The following is a 22,179-nucleotide window of genomic DNA, read 5'->3' as shown; positions in this document are numbered from 1 at the left end:
GCGGCTCAGCTCAGGTCGGTGAAGTGCTCGACCCGCGGCTGGCCGTCGAAGTACGAGCCGATGCCCGCGCGCCAGATCGCGTAGCGGTCGGAGTCGCGGAAGGCCTGGTGCGCCTCGACCGATTCCCATTCCACCATCAGCACGAACCGGGTCGCCGTCTCGACGCCCTGGGTCATCCGGACACTGAGCAGGCCGGCTGATTCGGCCAATGCGGGCTTGACCTTGCGGTAACCCTCGGCGAAGGCAGCCTCGCTGCCGGGAGTGACGTCGAGAAGCGCGAGTTCGAGAACCATGCATGGATCTTCGCAGGTCCGTTCGGCAATCAGGCAGCGGGCGGTCAGTCAGCACCCGCGATCCGGCCGCGCACCTCGTCGATCGTGACCCGGCCGCCGCCGGGACCGGGTGCCGCCGCCGTGATCACCACCTCGTCACCGTTGTCAAGGAAGCAGCGTGGGGACCCATCCGAGAGGGTGAACGGCTCCGCCCCGCCCCAGCTCAGCTCGAGCAGGCTCCCGCGCTGGTCCGGGTCCGGTCCGCTGACCGTTCCGGAGCCGTAGAGGTCACCGGTCCGAAGCGAGGCGCCGTTGACCGTCAGGTGAGCCAGCATCTGTGCTGCCGTCCAGTACATCGTCGCGAACGGTGGCCGGCTCAGGACCTCGCCGTTCAGACTGACGGTCAGCTCGAGCGCCAGGTTCCAGGAGTCGCCGGTGTCGTCCAGGTACGGCAACGGCGCCGGGTTCCGCTCGACCGCCGGTACCCGGGCGTGCGCCAGCGCGCTGAGCGGGGTGATCCATCCCGAGATGGACGTCGCGAAGGACTTCCCGAGGAAGGGCCCCAGCGGCACGTACTCCCAGGCCTGCAGGTCGCGAGCGGACCAGTCGTTGAGCAGTACCACGCCGAACACGTGGTCGGCGAAGCTCGCGATCGGCACCGAGCTTCCGAGGGTGGAGCCGACGCCGACGACGAAGCCGACCTCGGCCTCGATGTCCAGCCGCAGCGACGGGCCGAACTCGATGGCCTCCCCGACCTTGCGCTGTCCCTGCGGCCGGGTGATGTCGGTGCCCGACACCACCACGGTGCCGGCCCGGCCGTGGTAGCCGATCGGCAGGTGCTTCCAGTTCGGGGTCAGCGGCTCGGAACCTGGCCGGAAGATCCGGCCGACATTGCTGGCGTGATTCTCCGAGGCGTAGAAGTCGACGTAGTCGGCCACAGTGAAGGGCAGCACCGTCCGGGCGTCGGTCAACGGGATGAGCAGCGGCTCGATCACCGGGCGGTGCCGCTCGTCGCCGAGCCAGCTCGTCACGGCCGCGCGTACCTCGCTCCAGACGGCTGGGCCGGCAGCGAGGAAGGCGTCCAGGCAGGCACCGGCGAACAGCTCAGCGCAGCCTGGCAGCAGTGCCGCCGTGGCGGACCGCAGCGGCACGGCGACGTCGCCGATGCGCACCGCGGGTTGTGGCTGCCCGTTGCCGTGTGCGATCACGCCGTACGGCAGCGTGGCGAGTCCGAACGGTTCGTTCTCGGCCAGGTCCAGCCAGCATTCGGTCATGCCGCGCTCACCAATCCCAGAGTTCTGAGGTCGTTCAACGGCTCGGTGATGCTGCAGCTGCCGATCGAGCGGAACTGGGCGCGCAACGTCTCGGCCGCCTCGGGAGACAGCGCTCGCACCTGCCGGGCCAGGTCGGCCGGGTCTCGTGCGGCGAGCAGGTCCCCGGCCACTGCAGAGCCTATCTGCGCGGCGTGCACCGAGAGCAGGACGTTGAGAAAGCCGTGGTGCGCGAAGCCCGTCGCCGGATCGACATGGCGGATGGCGTTGTGCAGTCCGGCGGTGCACTTGAACCGGACGCGGCTCCGTACGGCCGTACCGATCGCGGCCGCCAGCATCGCATCGTCGGGAAAGGCCTCCGCCACCGTGCCGCCGGTGCGCACCTTCAGGCACAGACCCGACTCGGCGAGTTGATCGCTGATCGATGCGGTCACGTCCCTGACCGGAACCTCCACGAACACCGCGCAGCCCTCGGCGGCGGCAACCGTGCTGAGCTCGCGGAGCGCCGCTGGCAGTTCGCCGGCCGGCACCGGAACCTCGATCGCGGCCAGCCGCAGCCCCGGGTACGCCCCCACCGAGCGCACCGCCCGCGCCAGCTCGTCCGCCCCACCGGGCACCGTGAGCGAGACGGCCCTGGTGCCGAGGTCGTTCTCACGCGCGGCGGCATCGAGTTCGGACAGCCGCCCGCTCGGGCAGACGAAGCCGCCCACCAGGCCGGCGTGCGCGCTCCGCCGGTGCTCGCCATGCAGCCGCACCGCATCCGGCATGGGCGAGTTGCCGGGCGGGAACAGTGCCGCGTCGTCGAACAGGCCCTGGAACAGCGGTGGGATCTCTTCGCGAGCCGCCGTGGTCACGCCCGGCCGCCGGTCCAGCTCCAGGCGTACTTGCCGTCGTCGGCGGACCGGCCGGCCTCGCCCAGCTCCAGGGGGCGGAAGGTGTCCACCATGACCGCGAGCTCGTCGAAGAACTCGACGCCGATGCTTGCCTCGTACGCGCCGGGTTGCGGTCCGTGTGAATGGCCGCCGGGATGCAGCGAGATCGATCCCGGCCCGATGCCGGAGCCCTTGCGCGCCTCGTAGTTGCCGGCGACGTAGAACATGACCTCGTCGGAGTCGACATTGGAGTGGTAGTAGGGCACCGGGATCGACAGCGGGTGGTAATCCACCTTGCGCGGTACGAAGTTGCAGATCACGAAGTTGTCGCCCTCGAACACCTGGTGCACCGGCGGGGGCTGATGCACCCGACCCGTGATGGGCTCGAAGTCCCGGACGTTGAAGGCATACGGGTATAGGCAGCCGTCCCAGCCGACCACGTCGAAGGGATGGTGCGGCAGCACGTGCACGCTGCCCACGATGCCGGTCGAGTCGCGGTGCTTGACGAAAACCTCGAACCCGGACCCGGGCGCCTCGCCGGTCGCTGCCAGCAGTGGCTGCGCCGGGCCGCGCAGATCCCGTTCGCAGTACGGAGCGTTCTCGAGCAGTTGGCCGAACCGGGACAGGTACCGCTTCGGTGCGGCGATGTGCGAGTTCGCCTCGATGCAATAGAGCCGAACGGGCTCATCGCCAGTGGGGAGCCAGCGGTGCGTGGTGGCGCGCGGTAGCAGCACGTAGTCACCGTCGGCGACGTCGATCGCGCCGAAGATCGTCTCGACCGTCGCCGTTCCGCCCTGCACGAACACGCACTCGTCGCCGATGGCGTTGCGGTAGAACGACGACGCGCGCCCGGCGACGACGTAGCTGATCCGCACGTCCGGGTTGCCGAGCACCAGCCGGCGGCCGGTGACCGCATCGACCTCGGCGGGGTCCGAGCCCGCGAACAGCTGGGGCAGCACCAGGTGCCGAGGCGTCAACGGCGTGTTCGGAACCGTCCCCTGATCGGGCAGTTGCCATCGGCGCACGTCCATCAACGCCGACGGAATGTTGCGGTGATAGAGCAGGGACGAGTCAGAGCTGAAGCCCTCTTCACCCATCAGCTCTTCGAAGTAGAGCGTGCCGGCCGGATCGCGGTGCTGGGTGTGCCGCTTCGGTGGAACGGCTCCGACGCTGCGGTAGTACGCCATGGCGTGGACTCCCTTGTCTTTCGCCTTCGATTCAGTGCTTGCCAATGCTTGCCGAATTGCTTCTCAGACCGTAGCGGTGCCGGCTGACAGTTCGGACAACTTGCCTCCGACCTCTGGATCGGGCTGCTCGACAACAGCCGAACCGACAGCTGCATTCTGCGCCGGACCCGTGTCCGGCGAGCCGCCGATGTAGAGCCAGCCGAGCAGCTGCTCGTGCTCGGCCAGTTCGAGCAGCCGGCGAACCTCGGGTAGCTCCACCGCGGGGCCGCTGCGCCACATCGCCGTCCAACCGGCGTTGAAGAGCACCAGCTCCAGGGTGCTGACCATCGCGGCGGTCGCGGCCAGCTGCTCCCAGGCCGGCACCTTCGGGTGCTGCACCGGCGTGCAGACGATTGCCACCAGCAGCGGGGCTCGCAGCGGCCGGGAGGCGGTCTTGGCAGCCGCCGGTGTTCCCGGCTCGTCGCCGAAGCCGGTGACCAGTGCGTCGCCCAGCCGCTGCCGCGCGGCACCCCGGATGCTGATCAGCCGCCACGGCCGGAGCCCGGCATGGTCTGGGCTGTGCGCCGCCACCGCGAGGTGCTCACGCAGCTCCGCCTCCGACGGCGCCGCGTCGGTGACCGGGGCGGTGCTGCGGCGGGAGCGGATCGCGGTGATCAGATCCATGACGTCCTGTCTGCTGGAGCGGGTTGCTGGAGCGGGATTGTGGCGGTGAGCTTATCGCCGCGTCCGGCCGCACTCGACCGCGCGGGATGGCCGTTATGTCCGGACGTCGCTGCTGACTAGGCTGACCGGGTGGACGACGAACTGCTGATCACGTCCGGGCCGGCTCTCAGCCATCCGGACGCCGAATCCTTCCGGCATGTGCTGGGGCATTACCCGACCGGCGTCGCGGTGATCACCGCGCAGACCGGCTCCGGTCCGGTGGGGCTGTCGATGAACTCGTTCACGTCCCTGTCGTTGCAACCGCCGCTGGTGCTGTTCTGCCCGGCGCAGTCCTCGACCACCTGGCCTCAGCTGCGCGAGGTCGGCGCGATCGCCATCAACGTGCTGTCCGCCGGTCAGGAGGACGTCAGCCGGCAGTTCGCGGGTAAGGCCGGCGAGCGCTTCGAGGGCATCGCCTGGTCGGCCGGCGAGAACGGCGCCCCGCTGCTGGGCGACGCCCTCGGCTGGATCGAGTGCGCCGTCCAGGCCGAGTACCCGGCCGGTGACCACACCGTCGTCATTGCCGAGATCCAACGGATGGGCGTGCACGCCCACATCGGCGACCCGCTGGTGTTCTTCCGCGGCGCGTATTACGCGGGGATAGCGGCAGCGGTCAGCGCCACCGACTGACCCCCGGCCCTCAGCCCACCAGCAGTGCTCAGCCGGCCATCGCCGGGTCGAGGGCATCCATCGCGGCGTGGATCCGTGGCACGGACACCGGGTGGGCCGTTCCGAGCTTCTGGGCGAACAGGCTGACCTGCAGCTCCTCGATCATCCAGCCGATCTCGGTCAGCCGAACGGGCACCGCCCCGTCGTCCTCGTCCGCAAGCTTGGCCCGCAGCTCGGCCAGGTCGCGCCGCACCAGGTCGACGGTCGCCTGCCGCTCCCGGTCGCGTGCCAGGTTGGTCGGCGCGTCGGCCAGCCGCTGATCCAGCGCCCTGAGGTAGCGACGGACGTGCGGCAGGTGGGCCAACCCGGTGCCGGCGACGAAACCGGCGTACACCAGCTCATCGAGGTGTGCCCGTGCCTCGGCCACGACCGGGGCGAGCGGCTTGGCGGTCAGCTCGCCGAGGCGGACCTCGACGCGCTGGGCGTCGGCGATGATGCCCTCGACCACCCGGAGTGCCTGCGCCGCGGTCTCGTGCAGGCCCGCGCCCACGGCTGCGCGCAACCGATCGAAGCCCGCTCGGTCCCACGCCGGACCGCCGGCCTTGCGCATCAGCTCGTCCACCGACGCGGCAACGCAGTCGGCCAGCAACGCGGCAGGGGAGCCGTGCGGCGTCCGGCTCAGGGTGAGGCGCTGACGCTGGCTGAGGCCCCGGATGAGGTCCTTGACCGGTGACGGCAGGTTCAGCAACAGCAGCCGGCGGGTGCCGGTCCACATCTCGACCTGCTGCCGGGCTTGGTTGGGCAGCACCCGGATGGATACCGAGTCCAGAGCGTCCACGAGTGCCGGGTAGCCGGTGATCAGGTTGCCGCTGACCTGGCGCTGCACCGTCCTCGGCAGCTCGTCGAAGTCCCAGCTGGTGATCTTGTCGCGGGCGACGTCGGCGGTGGCGCTCTGCAGGGTCGCCGTCACCTCGGGCGCGAAGCGCTTCTGCAACTCGGCGAGGTCCTTGCCCTCAGCCAGCAGCGTGCCGTCGGCGTCGACCACCCGGTAGGTGGGGCGCAGGTGCTCGGGCAGTTTGGACAGGTCCCAGGCGTCGTCCGGGATGTCGACGTGCTTGAGCCGGCGCAGTTCCGCGCTGAGCACCCTGGTGACCCGTGCGCCCACGGGAGCGGGGTCGGGCAGTGCGGCCACCAGTTCGGCCGCGGTGTCCGGAATCGGGACGACGCCGCGCCGGATGTGCTTGGGCAGCGTCCGCAGCAACGCGGTGACCAACTCGGTGCGCAGGCCCGGCACCTGCCAGTCCAGGCCGGCGTCGGTAGCCTCACCCAGCACCGGCAGCGGGATGGTGACCGTGACGCCGTCCTCGGCCGCACCCGGCTCGAAGCGGTAGCTCAGGTCCAGGTCGAACGTGCCAGAACTCCACCGGTCCGGGAACTGGTTCGGCGAGATGTCCCCGACACCCGGCCGGATCAGCTGATTGGTGGACAGGTCGAGCAGGTCGGGAGTCTTGTGCCGGGCCTTCTTCCACCATGCGTCGAAGTGGCCGCCCGACACCACCGAGGCGGGAATGCGCTGATCGTAGAAGGCGAACACCGAATCGTCGTCCACCAGAATGTCGCGGCGGCGAGCCCGGTTCTCCAGGTCCTGGACCTCGGCGACCAGCTGCTGGTTGGCCTTGAAGAAGTGGTGCCGGGTGTCCCAGTCACCCTCGACCAGGGCGTGCCGGATGAACAGTTCCCGCGACAGCTCCGGCTCGATCTGGTGGTAACCGACCTTGCGCCCGACCACCAGCGGCACGCCGTACAGCGTCACCCGCTCGATAGCGACCACGGCGCCACGCCGGCGCTCCCAGTGCGGCTCGCTGTAGCTGCGCTTCACCAGCTGCGGGGCCAGCTCCTCGGCCCACTCGGCCTGGACGGCGGCGTTGACGCGCGCCCACAGCCGGGACGTCTCCACCAGTTCGGCCGACATCACGAACTGCGGCTGCTTCTTGAACAGCGCAGAGCCGGGAAAGATCGCGAATCGGGCGTTGCGCGCGCCGAGATAGTCGCGCCGCGCCGGGTCGCGCAGGCCCACGTGGGACAGCAGCCCGGACAGCAGGCTGCGCGAGATCTGCTCGGCGTCGCCGGGCTCGTCGCCGACGACCAGGCCCATCCCCTTGACGATCTGGCGGAGCTGGCTGAACAGGTCCTGCCACTCCCGGATGCGCAGGTAACTCAGGTACTCGGTGCGGCACATCCGGCGGAACTGGTTCGAGGACAGCTCCCGCTGCTGCTCGCGGACGTGGCGCCACAGGTTGAGGTAGGCGGCGAAGTCCGAGGTGGGATCGGCGAACCGGGCATGCTGCTGGTCGGCGGCCTGCTTGTGCTCTACCGGACGCTCCCGCGGGTCCTGGATGGACAGCGCCGCCGCGAGCACCAGCACATCGCGCAGGCAGCCACGCTTGTCAGCCTCGACGATCATCCGGGCCAGCCGCGGATCGACCGGCAGCTGCGAGATCTGCCGTCCGAGGTCGGTGAGCCGGGGGAGCGCCCGGCCGGTCGCCTCCAAAGCGCCGAGTTCGGTGAGCAGGCCGACACCGTCGGCGACCTGGCGGGCGTCCGGCGGGTCGATGAACCCGAACTTCTCGATCGACCCGAGCTCCAGCGAGGCCATCTGCAGGATGACGGACGCGAGGTTGGTACGCAGGATCTCGGGGTCGGTGAACTCCGGCCGGGACTCGAAGTCGTCCTCGGAGTACAGCCGGATGCAGATGCCCTCCGAGGTACGCCCGCAGCGACCGGCCCGCTGCTTCGCCGAGGCCTGCGAGATGGCCTCGATCGGCAGCAGCTGCACCTTGGTGCGCTGGCTGTACCGGGAGATCCTGGCGGTTCCGGTATCGATCACGTACTTGATGCCCGGCACCGTCAGCGACGTTTCGGCGACGTTGGTGGCCAGCACCACCCGGCGTCCCCGGTGCGCGCTGAACACCCGGTGCTGCTCGGCGCTGGAGAGTCGCGCGTACAGCGGCAGCACCTCGGTGCCGGTCAGGTCCATGCCGTTGATGGCGTCCGCGGTGTCACGGATCTCCCGCTCACCGGACAGGAACACCAGGACGTCGCCGGGCGGCTCGCGGCGCAACTCCTCCAACGCGTCGCAGATCGCGGTGATCTGGTCCCGGTCGTCGCCGTCGGCCCTTGCTCCCGCTGCCTTGGTGCTGCCGCCGGCCGGCCGCTCGTCGTCGAAGTCGTACTCGTCGTCGTCCTCGGAAGCCAGGAAGCGCTCGGCGACCAGCGGGCGGTAGCGCACCTCGACCGGGTAGCTGCGCCCGGACACCTCGACGACCGGCGCGCCACCGAAGTAGTCGGCGAAGCGCTGTGGGTTGATGGTCGCCGAGGTGATGATCAGCTTGAGGTCGGGCCGGCGCGCCAGCAGTTGACGGAGGTAGCCCAGCAGGAAGTCGATGTTCAGGCTTCGCTCGTGCGCCTCGTCGATGATGATCGTGTCGTACTGCCGAAGCTCCCGGTCGCGCTGGATCTCGGCGAGCAGGATGCCGTCGGTCATGAGCTTGATCAGGCTGGTGTCGCTTACCCGATCGGTGAACCGGACGGCGAAGCCCACCACCTCGCCGACCTCGCTGCCGAGTTCCTCCGCGACCCGCTCGGCGACCGCGCGCGCGGCGATCCGGCGTGGCTGGGTGTGCCCGATCATGCCCAGCACGCCGCGTCCCAGTTCCAGGCACAGCTTGGGAATCTGGGTGGTCTTGCCCGAGCCGGTCTCACCCGCGATGACGACGACCTGATGGTCGCGGATGGCGGCGAGCAGGTCGTCGTGGCGCTGGCTGACCGGAAGGTCCGGCGGGTAGCTCAGGGCGGGCACGGCGGCACGGCGGTCGCTCAGCCGCAATTCCGCGCGGTCCACGTCGGCGGCAAGGGAAGCCAGCTGCTCGGCCGTGGCGGCGCGCTTGCCGCGGAAGCCGTCCAGCCGCCTGCCGAGCCGGTGCCGGTCGCGGAGCCCGAGCTGATTGATGCGCTCGGCCAGCTCGCGCTGCAGTTCTGACGATCCGGACGGCTTGCCGCGACTGGGCGACTTCGGCGGCCGGGACGCGGGCGGTGGCGTAGTGGCCGGTGGCGTGACGGAAGCAGGCATGTCACGCTCCAGCGTAGTTGCGCTGCGGGAGTGAGCCGACCGCATTACCGCCGATGGGGTGCGGGCGCTCATCGAACATGGTCCGGCACCGAGATGAGCCCAGCGCTGCGGCGTGAGATCGCGCAGGCCTGCTCCGCGTGACCGCTGGTCACCAGCCGCGGGCGCGCCACTCCGCGAGCGAGCCACGCTCGGCACCCAGAGTGGTGTCGTTGCCGTGGCCGGGATACACCCACGTCGAGTCTTCGTAGACGCCGAACACCCGCTGCTCCAGGTCGTCCATCAGGCTGATGAAGTCCACGGGACTGGTGGTGCGCCCGGGGCCGCCGGGAAACAGCGAGTCGCCGGTGAACAGGTGCCCCGTCCCCTCGGGGTCCTGGTAATACAGCGCGACCGACCCCGGGGTGTGCCCGCGCAGGGTGATCACCGCGAGTTCGGCGTTGCCCACATGCACGGTGTCGCCGTGGTGCAGCAGCCGGTCCGTCTGCACCGGGATGCCGCCGGCATCGTCGGCTCCGGCCATCGTCCGCGCACCGGTCTGGGCGACCACCGCGGCAAGGGCCTGCCAGTGGTCGCCGTGCTGGTGGGTGGTGACGACGGCGCTTGCCGGAACTCCGCCCAGGTGCACGAACTCGGCCAGCCGCTCCGGCTCGGCGGCCGCGTCGATCAGCAGCGCCTCGCCGGTGGCGGTGCACCGAAGCAGGTAGGCGTTGTTCGACATCGACCCGACGGCGACTTTGGCGACGCTCAGCCCCGGCAGCTCGCGCTGGTCGACCGGACCGCCGACACCGACCTCACCCGTGTACGTCATTCCCGGATCACCGGCATCTCCTCAGTTATCGGATCGGTCAGGATGCGCACTGCCGTGTCGGGCAATTTGGACAGCACCGTCTTCACATAGTCGTCCACCGCCGCCTGGCGTCCGACATCGCGTCCCAGCTGCTCCGACATCAGCCACCGGTGCTCGGCGATCTCGTGGAACAGCTCGGCGTCGGGAAGCTTGCGGCGCAGCCGGTCCGGGATCATGCCGAGCACCCCGTAGAACTTCTCGTCCAGCCAGCGCCGGGCGGCCAGGTCCTCGGGAATGTCGTGCTCGACGCCCTCGATCCACTTCGCGCGGAAGCGGGCCAGGTCGGACAGGATCTGCCGTGCCTGGTTCTCTTGCACCCGCAGCCCGGTGAGCGCGTACACCCGCCGCTGGTGGTGTCCCGGCTCGACGATGTGTGTCTCGAACCGCAGCTTGCGACCGGCGTCCTCGGTCCGGATGCCGATCTCGGACACGTCGAAGCCCAGCGAATTCAGCCGGCGGACGCGTTCCTCGATGCGGTAACTCTCACCCGAGGGGTAGACCTCGTCGTCGGTCAGCTCGGCCCACAGCTTGTCGTAGCGCGGCTGCAGCGCCATCGCCGTCTCGACCGGGTCGTCGTCCATCGACAGGTAGCCACCGGCCTGCAGGTCCATCAGCTCACCGGCGATGTTCTCGGTGGCGATGCTGATGTCGTGCGAGCGCTGCCCCCGGGACAGCTGCGGATGCATCTCGCCGGTCTCGGCGTCGACCAGGTAGGCGGCCAGTGATCCCGCGTCCCGGCGAAACAGCGTGTTGGACAGCGAGCAGTCACCCCAGAAGAACCCGCTCAGGTGCAGCCGGACGAACAGCTGCGCCAGCGCGTCCAGCAGCCGGGACCGCAGATCGGGCAGTGAGCGCTCGGTGAACAGCGACCGGTAGGGCAGTGAGTACGGCAGGTGGCGGGTGATCAGCAGCCCGTCCAGGTGGTGATCTTGCTGGTCGCTGCGGTCGATCACGGTGCCGAAGGCGTCGACCACCGGAACCGAGGCGTCGGCGAGCTCGCGCAGCAGGTGATGCTCGCGCAGCACGTAGCGCTCGGTGGCTTCCTTGATGGCGAAGATCTGGTTGTGCGCGCGGACGAAGCGCACCACGTGCCGCGAGATGCCGCGCGGGACCTGGACGATCCGCGGGTCGTTCCACTCCTCCAGCGGCCGGTCGAAGGGCAGGTCGAGAAGCTCGGTGGCGGCACCGAGCGTCGTGATCGTGTAGTTGCGCATGAGAGTTAAAGCCTAAACCGGTTCGGTACCGGTGGGCGCCGCCACATCAGCGAGATCCCAGGTACCGCGTCGGCACGCGGGAAGTGGCCCGGCTACGGTTCGTACCATGGCTGGACGTTCTCTTCGCGACACCGTAGATCCTGGCTGGGCGGGTGCCCTGGAGCCGGTGGCAGCCGAGGTCGCGGCGATGGGAGATTTCCTGCGGGCCGAGCTCAGCGCCGGCCGCTCGTACCTGCCGGCCGGCCAGAACGTGCTGCGGGCGTTCCGCCAGCCCTTCGAGGACGTGCGGGTGCTCATCGTCGGGCAGGACCCGTACCCGACCCCCGGCCATCCCGTCGGGCTGGCCTTCTCCGTCGCCCCCGACGTCCGCCCGGTGCCCCGGTCACTGCAGAACATCTACCGTGAGCTGCGCGACGACCTCGGCGTCGAGATCCCGACCAATGGAGACCTGACTCGCTGGACCGAGCAGGGGGTGCTGCTGCTGAACAGGGTGCTGACCGTTGCGCCCGGCAAGTCTGGGTCACATGCCGGCAAGGGCTGGGAGCGGGTCACCGAGCAGGCGGTCCGCGCGCTCGTCGCCCGCGACCAGCCGCTGGTGGCCATCCTGTGGGGCCGACAGGCACAGTCCCTGCAACCGCTGCTCAGCGACGTGGACTGCCTCACGTCCGTGCACCCGAGCCCGCTCTCGGCCAGCGGCGGATTCTTCGGCTCCCGGCCCTTCAGCAAGGCCAACGCTCTGCTGGAGAAGCACGGCGGGAAGCCGGTCGACTGGCGGTTGGCCTGAGCCGCCCATTCAACAGAGCCGACGTGGGAGCCGTCGGCTGTGCTCGAAGGGCCGACCTAGGAGCCGTCGGCTGTGCTCGAAGGCCGACCTAGGAGCCGTCGGCCAGCCGAGCCGGGAAGCCACCGGTTGCGATCGGTCCCCAGTTCACGGGGGTGACCCGCAGCAGGGACTTGCCCTGAGCCACCATCGCCTGGCGGTACTCGTCCCAGTCCGGGTGCTCGCCGGAGATCGAGCGGAAGTACTCGACCAGCGGCTCGACCGAGTCCGGCAGATCGATCACCTCGGCGGTGCCGTCGACCTGCATCCAGGCGTCGCCGAACTTGTCCGACAGCACCAGCACGCTGCAGCGGGGATCACGGCGCAGGTTGTGGGCCTTCGCGCGGTCCGGGTAGGTCGAGATGACGATGCGGCCCTCGCTGTCCACCCCGCCGGTGACCGGAGAGGCCTGCGGGTCACCGTTGCGGCGGCGCGGAATGACGATCATGTTGTGGCGTGGCCGGACAAAGTCGAGCATGGTGTCGCGGTCGACCACGGTGTTGGTGGCAATGGTTCTCGGCATGGCCCGATCATGCCTTGGTAGCGCAGCTTTCTCCGGATCCGGCCCGTGCCTTCGCGCGGCGCGGATAGAATGAAACCTCCGAGCCGTGGACGGGGAATGCGGCGCCTCCCGAACGGCGTTGACGTCCCGGCCGGACGGACCTCGACCTGAACGACACGCGGTTGTCGTACCTCGCTACTACTGTCGCATTACCGTCCGGAATCCACTGCTCAACCAGAGAGAAGATCGTGGCTGACCGTTTGATCGTGCGTGGCGCGCGGGAGCACAACCTCAAGGACGTTCACCTGGACCTGCCGCGCGACGCGATGATCGTGTTCACCGGCCTGTCCGGGTCCGGCAAGTCCTCGCTGGCTTTCGACACCATCTTCGCCGAGGGGCAGCGTCGCTACGTCGAGTCGCTGTCCGCCTATGCGCGGCAGTTCCTGGGGCAGATGGACAAGCCGGACGTCGACTTCATCGAGGGCCTGTCCCCGGCCGTCTCGATCGACCAGAAGTCGACCTCGCGCAACCCGCGCTCGACCGTCGGCACGATCACCGAGGTCTATGACTACCTGCGCCTGCTCTACGCCCGCATCGGACACCCGCACTGCCCCATCTGTGGCGAGCAGATCAGCAAGCAGACTCCGCAGCAGATCGTCGACCGGGTGCTCGAGATGCCCGAGGGGACCAGGTTCCAAGTTCTCGCGCCGGTCATCCGCGAGCGCAAGGGGGAGTACGTCGACCTCTTCACCGAGCTGCAGACCAAGGGCTACTCCCGGGTCCGGGTCGACGGAACGAACTACCCGCTGACGGACTTCAACGGCACGGACGGGCCGACCACCAAACTGAAGAAGCAAGAGAAGCACACCATCGAGGTGGTGGTCGACCGGCTGACGGCGAAGCAGACCAGCAAGCAGCGGATCACCGACTCCGTCGAGACCGCGCTCGGCCTGGCGGGTGGCCTGATCATCCTCGACTTCGTCGACCTCGCCGAGGACGATCCGCACCGTGAACGCCGGTTCTCCGAGCGCCTCGCCTGCCCCAACGACCATCCGCTGGCCATCGACGAGCTGGAGCCGCGCTCGTTTTCGTTCAACGCCCCGTTCGGCGCGTGCCCCATCTGCAGTGGCATCGGCACCCGCAAAGAGGTCGATCCGGAGCTGCTGGTTCCCGATCCCGAGCGGTCGCTCGCCGAGGGGGCGATAGCGCCGTGGGCGAATGGCCAGAACAACGACTACTTCCTGCGGCTGCTCGAGGGCCTCGGTGATCAACTCGGTTTCAGCGTCGACACGCCCTGGGAGAAGCTGCCCGCCAAGGCGCAGAAGGCGGTGCTGCGCGGAGCGAGCGAGCAGGTCCACGTCCGGTACAAGAACCGGTATGGCCGCGAGCGTTCCTACTACGCCGCCTACGAGGGCGTCATCCCGTGGATCGAGCGCCGCCACGCCGAGACGGACAGCGACTGGAGCCGAGATAAGTACGAGGGCTTCATGCGCGAGGTGGACTGCCCGACCTGCGGCGGCACCCGGCTGAAGCCCGAGATTCTCGCGGTGACTGTGCAGGGCAAGTCCATCGCCGAAGTGTCGGCGATGTCGATCGGGAAGGCGGCGCAGTTCCTGGCTGGGCTCACGCTCAACGCGCGCGAAGAGATGATCGCGCTGCGGGTCGTCAAAGAGATCAACTCCCGGCTCGGCTTCCTGGTGGACGTCGGCCTGGATTACCTGTCCCTCAACCGGGGCGCGGCGACCCTGGCCGGTGGCGAGGCCCAGCGAATCCGGCTCGCCACCCAGATCGGCGCCGGCCTGGTCGGCGTGCTCTACGTGCTGGACGAGCCGTCGATCGGGCTGCATCAGCGTGACAACCGCCGCCTGATCGACACCCTGGTCCGGCTGCGCGACCTCGGCAACACCCTCATCGTGGTCGAGCACGACGAGGACACCATCCGGGCGGCGGACTGGATCGTCGACATCGGCCCGCGGGCCGGCGAGCACGGCGGCGAGGTCGTCGTGTCCGGAACGTTCGACGACCTGCTCAAGTCCCAGGAGTCGATCACCGGCAGTTACCTGGCCGGACGGCGCGCTATCGAGGTTCCGGTGATCCGCCGACCGACCACGCCCGGACGCGAGCTGGTGGTTCAGGGCGCCCGCGAGCACAACCTCACCGACCTCGATGTCGCTTTCCCGCTCGGAGTGTTCGTCGCGGTCACCGGCGTTTCCGGCTCCGGCAAGTCCACCCTGGTCAACGACATCCTCTACGCCACCCTGGCGAACAAGATCAACGGCGCCAAGCTGCCCGCTGGCCGGCACCGCAGGGTCACCGGCCTGGAGCACCTCGACAAGGTGGTCGGGGTCGACCAGTCACCCATCGGGCGCACGCCACGCTCCAATCCCGCCACCTACACGGGGGTCTTCGACCACATTCGCAAGCTGTTCGCCGAGACCACCGAAGCCAAGGTCCGCGGCTACCTGCAGGGCCGGTTCTCGTTCAATGTCAAGGGCGGACGCTGCGAGAACTGCGCCGGCGACGGCACCATCAAGATCGAGATGAACTTCCTGCCCGACGTCTACGTACCGTGCGAGGTATGTAAGGGCGCCCGGTACAACCGCGAGACGCTCGACGTGCACTACAAGGGCAAGACCATCTCCGAGGTGCTGGACATGCCGATCGAAGAGGCGGCCGAGTTCTTCAAGCCGATCTCGAAGATCGCCCGGCACCTGGACACCCTGGTCGACGTCGGGCTCGGCTATGTGCGGCTCGGCCAGCCTGCGCCGACGCTGTCCGGCGGCGAGGCGCAGCGGGTGAAGCTGGCGAGCGAGCTGCAGAAGCGCTCGACCGGCCGCACCATCTACGTCCTGGACGAGCCGACCACCGGCCTGCACTTCGAGGACGTCTCGAAGCTCCTCGGGGTGCTGCAGTCCTTGGTGGACAAGGGCAATTCGGTGCTGGTGATCGAGCACAACCTCGATGTCATCAAGACGGCCGACTGGGTCATCGATATGGGGCCCGAAGGGGGCTCGGGCGGTGGCACGGTGGTGGCCGAGGGCACCCCCGAGACGGTCGCGGAAACCCCGGGTTCGCACACCGGGCAGTTCCTTGCCGACCTGCTCGGACAGCGGGTCAAGCCGAAGCGCACCGCCGGAAAGCTGGTGGACGCCCGTAAGACGACCCCGGCCAGCAGCACGTCCGCCAACGGCACTGCCGCCAAGGGCACTGCCGCCAAGGGCACCGCGGCGAAGACCGCCCCGGCGCGCCCCGCGAAGAAGGCGACGGCGCGGGCCCGCGCCGGAGCGTGAGTGGACGGCCCGTCATGAGCGCATCCGCAGTTTCACTAGGGTTGACCCGTGGCTGATCCGTCCTCCTACCGGCCCGCGACCGGCACCATTCCGGTCGAGCCGGGCGTCTACAAGTTCCGTGACGCCACCGGCCGGGTCGTCTATGTGGGCAAGGCGAAAAGCCTTCGCTCGCGCCTGAACTCCTACTTCGCCGACCTGAGCGCGCTACATCCGCGCACCCGGCAGATGGTGACCACCGCCGCCTGCGTGGAATGGACGATCGTCACCACCGAGGTCGAGGCCCTCCAGCTGGAATACAACTGGATCAAGGAGTTCGACCCGCGGTTCAACGTCCGTTACCGCGACGACAAGTCCTATCCGTCACTGGCTGTGACGCTGAACGAGGAATTCCCACGGCTGCAGGTTATGCGCGGTCCGAAGAAATCCGGCGTCCGCTACTTCGGCCCGTACGCGCACGCCTGGGCCATCCGCGAAACCCTCGATCTGTTGCTGCGAGTGTTCCCGGCCCGTACCTGCTCCAACGGCGTTTTCAAGCGCGCCGGCCAGATCGGGCGCCCCTGCCTGCTCGGCTACATCGGCAAGTGCAGCGCGCCCTGCGTCGGCAAGGTGTCGGCCGACGAGCATCGGCAGATCGTCAATGACTTTTGCGAGTTCATGTCCGGTCGCACCGACAGCATGATCCGGCGGCTGGAACGGCAGATGACGGAGGCCAGCGAGGGCCTGGAGTTCGAGCGGGCGGCCCGGCTGCGCGATGACCTCGGTGCGCTGCGGCGCTCGATGGAGAAGCAGGCCGTGGTGCTCACCGACGGCACGGATGCCGATGTCGTCGCCTTCGCCACCGACGAACTCTCCGCCGCCGTCCAGGTCTTCCACGTTCGGGGTGGCCGGGTGCGCGGCCAGCGCGGCTGGGTGGTCGACTCGACCGCCGGCCTGAACGACGAGTCCACGGTCGGCGAGCTGGTCGAGCAGTTCATCCTGCAGTTCTACGGCCAGGACGACGCCGTGGTGCCGCGTGAGGTGCTGGTTCCGGAATTACCCGAGGACGCGGAGGCGCTCGCCGAACTGCTCACCGAGCGCCGAGGCGGCAGGGTGTCGTTGCGGGTGCCCCAGCGCGGCGACAAGCGCTCGCTCATGCAGACCGTGCAGCGCAACGCCGAACAGGCGTTCCTGCAGTACAAGCTCCGCCGGGCCAGCGACCTGACCGCGCGGTCCCAGGCGCTGGCGGAGCTGCAGGAGGCACTCGCAATGCCGGATGCCCCTTTGCGGATAGAGTGTTTCGACATCAGCCACGTGCAGGGCACCAACGTCGTCGCGAGCATGGTGGTGTTCGAGGACGGCCTCGCGCGCAAGAGCGAGTACCGGCGCTTCACCATGCAGAGCAGCGGCGGTGACACGGACTGGATCGCGGAGGTGATCCGGCGCCGGTTCACCCGCCACCTGCAGGATCAAGAGAGGCAGTCAGCCGTCACCGACACCGTCACCGACTGGCAGGCTGGGCCTACCGAGGCCGCTCCGCCCAAACGCTTCGCCTACCCCCCGAACCTGGTGGTCGTGGACGGTGGCGCCCCGCAGGTGGCCGCGGCTCAGGCCGTCCTGTCCGAGCTGGGGGTCACCGACATCACCCTCGTCGGCCTCGCGAAGCGGTTGGAAGAGGTCTGGGTGCCGGACGAGGGCTATCCCGTCATCCTGCCCCGGACGTCGGAGGCGCTGTACCTGCTGCAGCGGGTGCGCGATGAGGCGCACCGGTTCGCGATCACGTTCCACCGGCAGAAGCGGTCGAAGTCGATGACCGAGTCCGAACTCGCCGGCATCGCCGGACTGGGACCGGCCCGCCGCAAGGCGCTGCTGAACCGGTTCAGCTCCCTCAAGCACCTGCGCTCGGCCAGCGCCGACGAGATCGCCGCGGTGGCCGGCTTCGGTCCGGAGCTTGCCCAGCGCGTGGTGAGCGCCCTGGCCGAAGGCGAGGCCGAGCGCGAACCGGCCGTCAACATGTCCACCGGCGAAGTGGTGGGCTAGCGAATTCCCCGCCGAGCGGGCACTGTGTCGCACACACCCACCATCGTTTCGCCCGGCACAGCAGAATCGAGAGGAACCACCGATGGCCACCGCAGAACGCGGCGCACTGGAGACGGTGATCGTCACTGGCCTGTCCGGGGCGGGCCGCAGCACCGCAGCCAAGTGCCTGGAAGATCTCGGCTTCTTCGTCGTCGACAACCTGCCACCCGAACTGGTGGCGACGATGGCCGAGCTGGGCAGCCGCAGCCAGGGGGCGGTGACGAAGCTTGCGGTGGTCATGGACGTGCGCAGCCGGGCCTTCTCGACCGACCTCGCGGGCGTCATCGGCGAGCTCGAGCAGCGCGAACTGCAGCCGCGCATCCTGTTCCTGGAGGCCAGCGACAACGTCCTGATCCGCCGCTTCGAGAGCAACCGACGTGCGCATCCGCTGCAGGGCGACGGACGGCTGTCCGACGGCATCACCGCGGAACGGGCCATTCTCGAAGGGCTCCGGGATCTCGCAGACCTGATCCTGGACACCTCCGACCGGTCGGTGCCGCAGTTGCGGCGGGCCATCGAAGAAGCCTTCGCCTCCGGCGGCATCGACGTTCCCGAGCTGCGCGCCACCGTCGTCTCGTTCGGGTTCAAGTACGGGCTGCCCCCGGATGCGGATCTGGTGGTGGACGTCCGGTTCCTGCCCAACCCGTACTGGATTCCGGAACTTCGCGAGCTGACCGGTGAAGACGCCGAGGTGTCGGACTACGTCCTCAGCCAGCAGTCGGCCGGTGAGTTCCTGGACAAGTACGTCGACATCCTGCGGATCATCGGCGCCGGCTACCGCCGCGAGGGCAAGCACTACCTGACCCTGGCGGTCGGCTGCACCGGTGGAAAACACCGCTCGGTCGCCATCAGCCACGAACTCGTCAAGCGGTTGACGAACCTGGGGGTCCGGGCCACTGCGGTACATCGGGACCTGGGACGCGAATAGTGGGCGGCGACCCCATCGGCTCCGCCGCCTCGGACAGCCCCGCCTGGGACAGCGCCGCTCGGGACAGCCCTGCCTGGGACAGCGCCGCCGGCTCCGACAGCATCACCGCCTCGGACAGCCCCGTAGCGCAGTCCCGAAGGCTGAGCATCGTCGCGCTCGGCGGTGGGCACGGCCTGTACGCGTCGCTTTCCGCGCTGCGGCTGCTCGACACCGACATCACCGCCGTGGTCACCGTCGCCGACGACGGCGGCTCGTCCGGGCGGATCCGTCGCGAGCTGGGTGTCCTGCCGCCCGGTGACCTGCGGATGGCCCTCGCGGCGCTGGCCACCGGCTCGGTGCCCAATGCTGTCTGCACGGGCTCAGCTTCCGAGGCCACCGGCTCGGTGGACGAGGAGGCACGGCAGGCGCTGCCCTGGGCCACGCTGCTGCAACACCGGATGGGTGGCGCGGGCGCCCTGGCGGGTCATCCGATCGGCAATCTGTTGCTCACCGGCCTGATGGAACTGCACGACGACGGGGTGACCGCGCTCGACGCCCTCGCCGGCCTGGTCGGCGCGCGCGGCCGGGTGCTGCCCATGTCCCCCCGTCCGCTGGATCTGGTCGCCGAGGTCGCCAGCGTTGATCCGGACGATCCGGTGCGGCTGCGCACCATCCGTGGCCAGTCTGCGATCGCCGCCACCTCCGGTCGTGTCAGGTCGGTCCGGCTGATCCCCGAAGACGCTCCGGCGTGTGCCGAGGCGGTTCAGGCGATCGCCGACGCCGACGCGGTCATCCTGGGGCCGGGTTCGTGGTTTACCAGTGTCATCCCGCACCTACTCGTGCCGGGGCTGGCCGAAGCGCTCACCGGGACCAATGCGAAGCTGATGACGATCCTGAACCTGGAGCCCCAGGTGGGAGAAACCGACGACTTCTCACCGGAGGAGCACCTGCGCGTATTGCGTGAGCACTGCCCCGGCCTGCGGGTCGACGTGGTGATCGCCGACACCGATGCGGTGACGGACCCGCTGGGTCTGCGCCGTTACACCGACAGTTGCGGTGCCAGGTTGGTGCTGGCATCGATCGCTGCGCCCCGGCCCGGAGCAAGGCATGATCCAGGCAAGCTCAGTATGGCAATCGCCGACGCGGTCGCAGTGCGGAAGGCCGAATCGAAGAGAACAGCGCGGGACGATGCGGCACCCCGTCCCGCGACCGAACAACCCGCGACCGAACAACCCGCAAGCGAACAACCCGCAAGCGAACAATCCGCGACCGAACAAGGAGTGTGCTGATGGCGATGACGGCTGCGGTCAAGGACGAACTCAGCCGGGTGGCGATCAGCAAGGCCAGTGCCCGACGCGCCGAGATCGCCGCCATGCTGCGGTTCGCCGGGGCGCTGCACCTCGTCGCCGGCCACATCGTCATCGAGGCCGAGCTGGACACCGGGTCAGTCGCCCGCCGGCTGCGCAAAGAGATCGCCGAGGTCTTCGGCCACACCGCCGAGATCCAGGTGGTCACCGGCGGCAGCCTGCGCAAGGGCACCCGGTACCTCGTTCGGGTGGGCAAGGACGGCGAGGGGCTGGCCCGCCAGTCCGGCCTGGTGGACCTGCGCGGCCGTCCCGTGCGGGGGCTGCCGTCACAGGTCGTCGCCGGCACCATCGCCGAGGCCGAGGCCGCCTGGCGGGGAGCGTTCCTGGCGCACGGCTCACTCACCGAGCCCGGCCGCGCGGGCGCACTCGAGATCACCTGTCCGACGAACGAGGCTGCGCTGGCTCTGGTGGGGGCGGCGCGCCGGCTTGGAATCCTGGCGAAGGCACGCGAGGTACGTGGCGCGGACCGGGTGGTCGTACGGGACGGCGACGCCATCGGAGCGCTGCTCACCCACCTCGGGGCGCACGACTCCGTGATGGCCTGGGAAGAGCGGCGGATGCGGCGTGAGGTGCGCGCCACCGCCAACCGGCTCGCCAACTTCGACGACGCGAATCTGCGCCGGTCCGCGCGCGCGGCGGTCGCCGCCGGCGCACGAGTGGAGCGCGCAATGCACATCCTCGGCACGGACGCCCCCGACCACCTGCTACAGGCCGGCCGGCTGCGGCTGGAACACAAGCAGGCGTCGCTGGAGGAGCTGGGTAGCCTGTCCGAGCCCCCGATGACCAAGGACGCGGTCGCCGGCCGCATCCGCCGACTGCTCGCGATGGCGGACAAACGGGCCTCGGACGAGGGCATCCCCAATACCGAGGCAGCCGTGACCCCGGAGATGCTCGCGCCCTGATCTGTCGGATGAGGCATTTCCGGCCATAGCTACTCGCCGGTATCGGGCTGGCGACAAGTCGATGTGACCCAGGCGATAAAGTTCAGAGGGCTTGCGGGCCCGGTCAGCAGCGTCGCGGCCATCGAAATCACCGAACGCGAAGACCAATTGACTCTCGCGCTGAAGCACAAGGAGATTTGCAGTGACTGTTCGGGTTGGCATCAACGGATTCGGCCGCATCGGCCGTAACTTCTTCCGGGCCGTCCAGGCCTCGGGCGCGGACATCGAGGTCGTCGCCGTCAACGACCTCACCGACAACAAGACTCTCGCCCACCTGCTGAAGTACGACTCGATCCTGGGCCGCTTCCCGGGTGATGTCGGCTACGACGCCGAGAACATCATCGTCGCGGGCAAGTCGATCCGGGCGCTGGAAGAGCGCGACCCCGCCAACCTGCCGTGGAAGGACCTGGGCGTCGATGTCGTCCTCGAATCCACCGGCTTCTTCACCAAGGCGGCCGACGCCCGCAAGCACATCGACAGCGGCGCCAAGAAGGTCATCATCTCCGCGCCCGCCACCGACGACGACATCACCATCGTCATGGGCGTCAACGAGGACCAGTACGACCCGGCGCGGCACGCCATCATCTCCAACGCCTCGTGCACCACGAACTGCCTCGCGCCGCTTGCCAAGGTGCTCAACGACTCCTTCGGGATCGAGCGCGGCATCATGACCACGATCCACGCCTACACCCAGGACCAGAACCTCCAGGACGCCCCACACAAGGACCTTCGCCGGGCCCGCGCCGCCGCGCTCAGCATCATCCCCACCTCGACCGGCGCCGCCAAGGCGATCGGCCTGGTGCTCCCCGAGCTGAAGGGCAAGCTGGACGGTTACGCGCTCCGCGTCCCGGTTCCGACCGGCTCCGCGACCGACCTCACCGTGACGCTGTCGCGTGAGACCACCGTCGACGAGGTGAAGGCGGCCTACCAGGCTGCCGCGTCCGAGGGCCCGCTCAAGGGCTACCTGGTGTACACCGAGGACCAGCTTGTCTCCGCCGACATCGTCACCGACCCGGCGTCCTGCATCTTCGACGCCACGCTCACCAAGGTGATCGGCAACCAGGTGAAGGTCGTCGGCTGGTATGACAACGAGTGGGGCTACTCCAACCGGCTGGCTGACCTGATCAGCTTCGTCGGCGACCGCCTCTGACGCCGATCCGCTCAGCCGCCGGGGTGCTCACCCGGCGCCTGGCT

The 22,179-nt window shown here is 69.1% G+C and carries 17 protein-coding genes; 8 read left to right on the top strand and 9 right to left on the bottom strand.

Features of this window, described 5'->3' with window-relative positions; translation table 11 throughout:
* Positions 1-5: 5 nt before the first annotated feature.
* The 5 genes from RM423_RS04960 to RM423_RS04940 all read right to left on the bottom strand — a co-directional run bounded on the left by RM423_RS04960 (position 6) and on the right by RM423_RS04940 (position 4,265).
* Entirely contained in the window at positions 6-293 is a 288-nt protein-coding gene (locus RM423_RS04960; protein WP_311421892.1) for an antibiotic biosynthesis monooxygenase family protein, read from the bottom strand.
* A 44-nt stretch (positions 294-337) separates the two neighbouring features.
* Positions 338-1,546 carry a fumarylacetoacetase gene (gene fahA, locus RM423_RS04955; protein WP_311421891.1) on the bottom strand — a complete coding sequence of 403 codons (1,209 nt, stop codon included), beginning with the start codon at positions 1,544-1,546 and terminating at the stop codon, positions 338-340.
* Positions 1,543-2,397: a hypothetical protein gene (locus RM423_RS04950; protein ID WP_311421890.1), complete on the bottom strand. Its 855-nt coding sequence runs from the start codon at positions 2,395-2,397 to the stop codon at positions 1,543-1,545. The genes fahA and RM423_RS04950 overlap by 4 nt, the downstream gene beginning before the upstream one ends.
* Positions 2,394-3,602 (bottom strand): homogentisate 1,2-dioxygenase, encoded by a 1,209-nt coding sequence (locus RM423_RS04945; RefSeq protein ID WP_311421889.1) that lies wholly within the window; start codon positions 3,600-3,602, stop codon positions 2,394-2,396. The genes RM423_RS04950 and RM423_RS04945 overlap by 4 nt, the downstream gene beginning before the upstream one ends.
* A gap of 63 nt (positions 3,603-3,665) precedes the next feature.
* Complete coding sequence (locus tag RM423_RS04940; RefSeq protein WP_311421888.1) at positions 3,666-4,265, bottom strand: nitroreductase family protein; 600 nt, start codon at positions 4,263-4,265, stop codon at positions 3,666-3,668.
* A 129-nt stretch (positions 4,266-4,394) separates the two neighbouring features.
* Here RM423_RS04940 and RM423_RS04935 point away from each other — a divergent pair, with 129 nt between their 5' ends.
* On the top strand, positions 4,395-4,934 hold the full coding sequence (locus tag RM423_RS04935) for a flavin reductase family protein (RefSeq protein WP_311421887.1): 540 nt from the start codon (positions 4,395-4,397) through the stop codon (positions 4,932-4,934).
* Positions 4,935-4,962: 28 nt separating this feature from the next.
* On the opposite strand, the gene hrpA is transcribed toward RM423_RS04935, so the two are convergent.
* From hrpA to RM423_RS04920, 3 genes are all read right to left on the bottom strand, one after another.
* Positions 4,963-9,042, bottom strand: a complete 4,080-nt coding sequence (gene hrpA / locus RM423_RS04930) for an ATP-dependent RNA helicase HrpA (RefSeq protein WP_311421886.1) — start codon at positions 9,040-9,042, stop codon at positions 4,963-4,965.
* A 148-nt stretch (positions 9,043-9,190) separates the two neighbouring features.
* Positions 9,191-9,850, bottom strand: a complete 660-nt coding sequence (locus RM423_RS04925; RefSeq protein WP_311421885.1) for an MBL fold metallo-hydrolase — start codon at positions 9,848-9,850, stop codon at positions 9,191-9,193.
* On the bottom strand, positions 9,847-11,103 hold the full coding sequence (locus tag RM423_RS04920) for a DUF4032 domain-containing protein (RefSeq protein ID WP_311421884.1): 1,257 nt from the start codon (positions 11,101-11,103) through the stop codon (positions 9,847-9,849). The genes RM423_RS04925 and RM423_RS04920 overlap by 4 nt, the downstream gene beginning before the upstream one ends.
* A 106-nt stretch (positions 11,104-11,209) precedes the next feature.
* Between RM423_RS04920 and RM423_RS04915 the strand changes: the two genes are divergently transcribed.
* Positions 11,210-11,887, top strand: a complete 678-nt coding sequence (locus RM423_RS04915; RefSeq protein WP_311421883.1) for a uracil-DNA glycosylase — start codon at positions 11,210-11,212, stop codon at positions 11,885-11,887.
* A gap of 88 nt (positions 11,888-11,975) precedes the next feature.
* Here the strand turns inward: RM423_RS04915 and RM423_RS04910 are convergent, their stop codons facing one another.
* Entirely contained in the window at positions 11,976-12,446 is a 471-nt protein-coding gene (locus tag RM423_RS04910; RefSeq protein WP_311421882.1) for a PPOX class F420-dependent oxidoreductase, read from the bottom strand.
* 227 nt (positions 12,447-12,673) lie between these two features.
* Between RM423_RS04910 and uvrA the strand changes: the two genes are divergently transcribed.
* From uvrA to gap, 6 genes are all read left to right on the top strand, one after another.
* Positions 12,674-15,715 carry an excinuclease ABC subunit UvrA gene (gene uvrA / locus RM423_RS04905; RefSeq protein WP_311421881.1) on the top strand — a complete coding sequence of 1,014 codons (3,042 nt, stop codon included), beginning with the start codon at positions 12,674-12,676 and terminating at the stop codon, positions 15,713-15,715.
* A gap of 48 nt (positions 15,716-15,763) precedes the next feature.
* Complete coding sequence (uvrC, locus tag RM423_RS04900; protein WP_311421880.1) at positions 15,764-17,731, top strand: excinuclease ABC subunit UvrC; 1,968 nt, start codon at positions 15,764-15,766, stop codon at positions 17,729-17,731.
* An 82-nt stretch (positions 17,732-17,813) separates the two neighbouring features.
* Positions 17,814-18,698, top strand: a complete 885-nt coding sequence (rapZ, locus tag RM423_RS04895; protein ID WP_311421879.1) for an RNase adapter RapZ — start codon at positions 17,814-17,816, stop codon at positions 18,696-18,698.
* Positions 18,699-18,844: 146 nt separating this feature from the next.
* Complete coding sequence (locus RM423_RS04890) at positions 18,845-19,966, top strand: gluconeogenesis factor YvcK family protein (protein WP_396327604.1); 1,122 nt, start codon at positions 18,845-18,847, stop codon at positions 19,964-19,966.
* The gene (whiA, locus tag RM423_RS04885) at positions 19,966-20,946 is read left to right on the top strand and encodes a DNA-binding protein WhiA (protein WP_311421877.1); all 981 of its coding nucleotides are present in this window, start codon (positions 19,966-19,968) and stop codon (positions 20,944-20,946) included. The genes RM423_RS04890 and whiA overlap by 1 nt, the downstream gene beginning before the upstream one ends.
* Before the next feature lie 181 nt (positions 20,947-21,127).
* Positions 21,128-22,135, top strand: coding sequence for a type I glyceraldehyde-3-phosphate dehydrogenase (gene gap / locus RM423_RS04880; RefSeq protein ID WP_311421876.1), 1,008 nt, complete (start codon positions 21,128-21,130; stop codon positions 22,133-22,135).
* The last annotated feature ends 44 nt before the right edge of the window (positions 22,136-22,179 follow it).

This window comes from Jatrophihabitans lederbergiae (assembly GCF_031845305.1).
GTDB lineage: Bacteria > Actinomycetota > Actinomycetes > Mycobacteriales > Jatrophihabitantaceae > Jatrophihabitans_A > Jatrophihabitans_A lederbergiae.
This window is presented reverse-complemented; position numbering and strand designations above follow the sequence as displayed.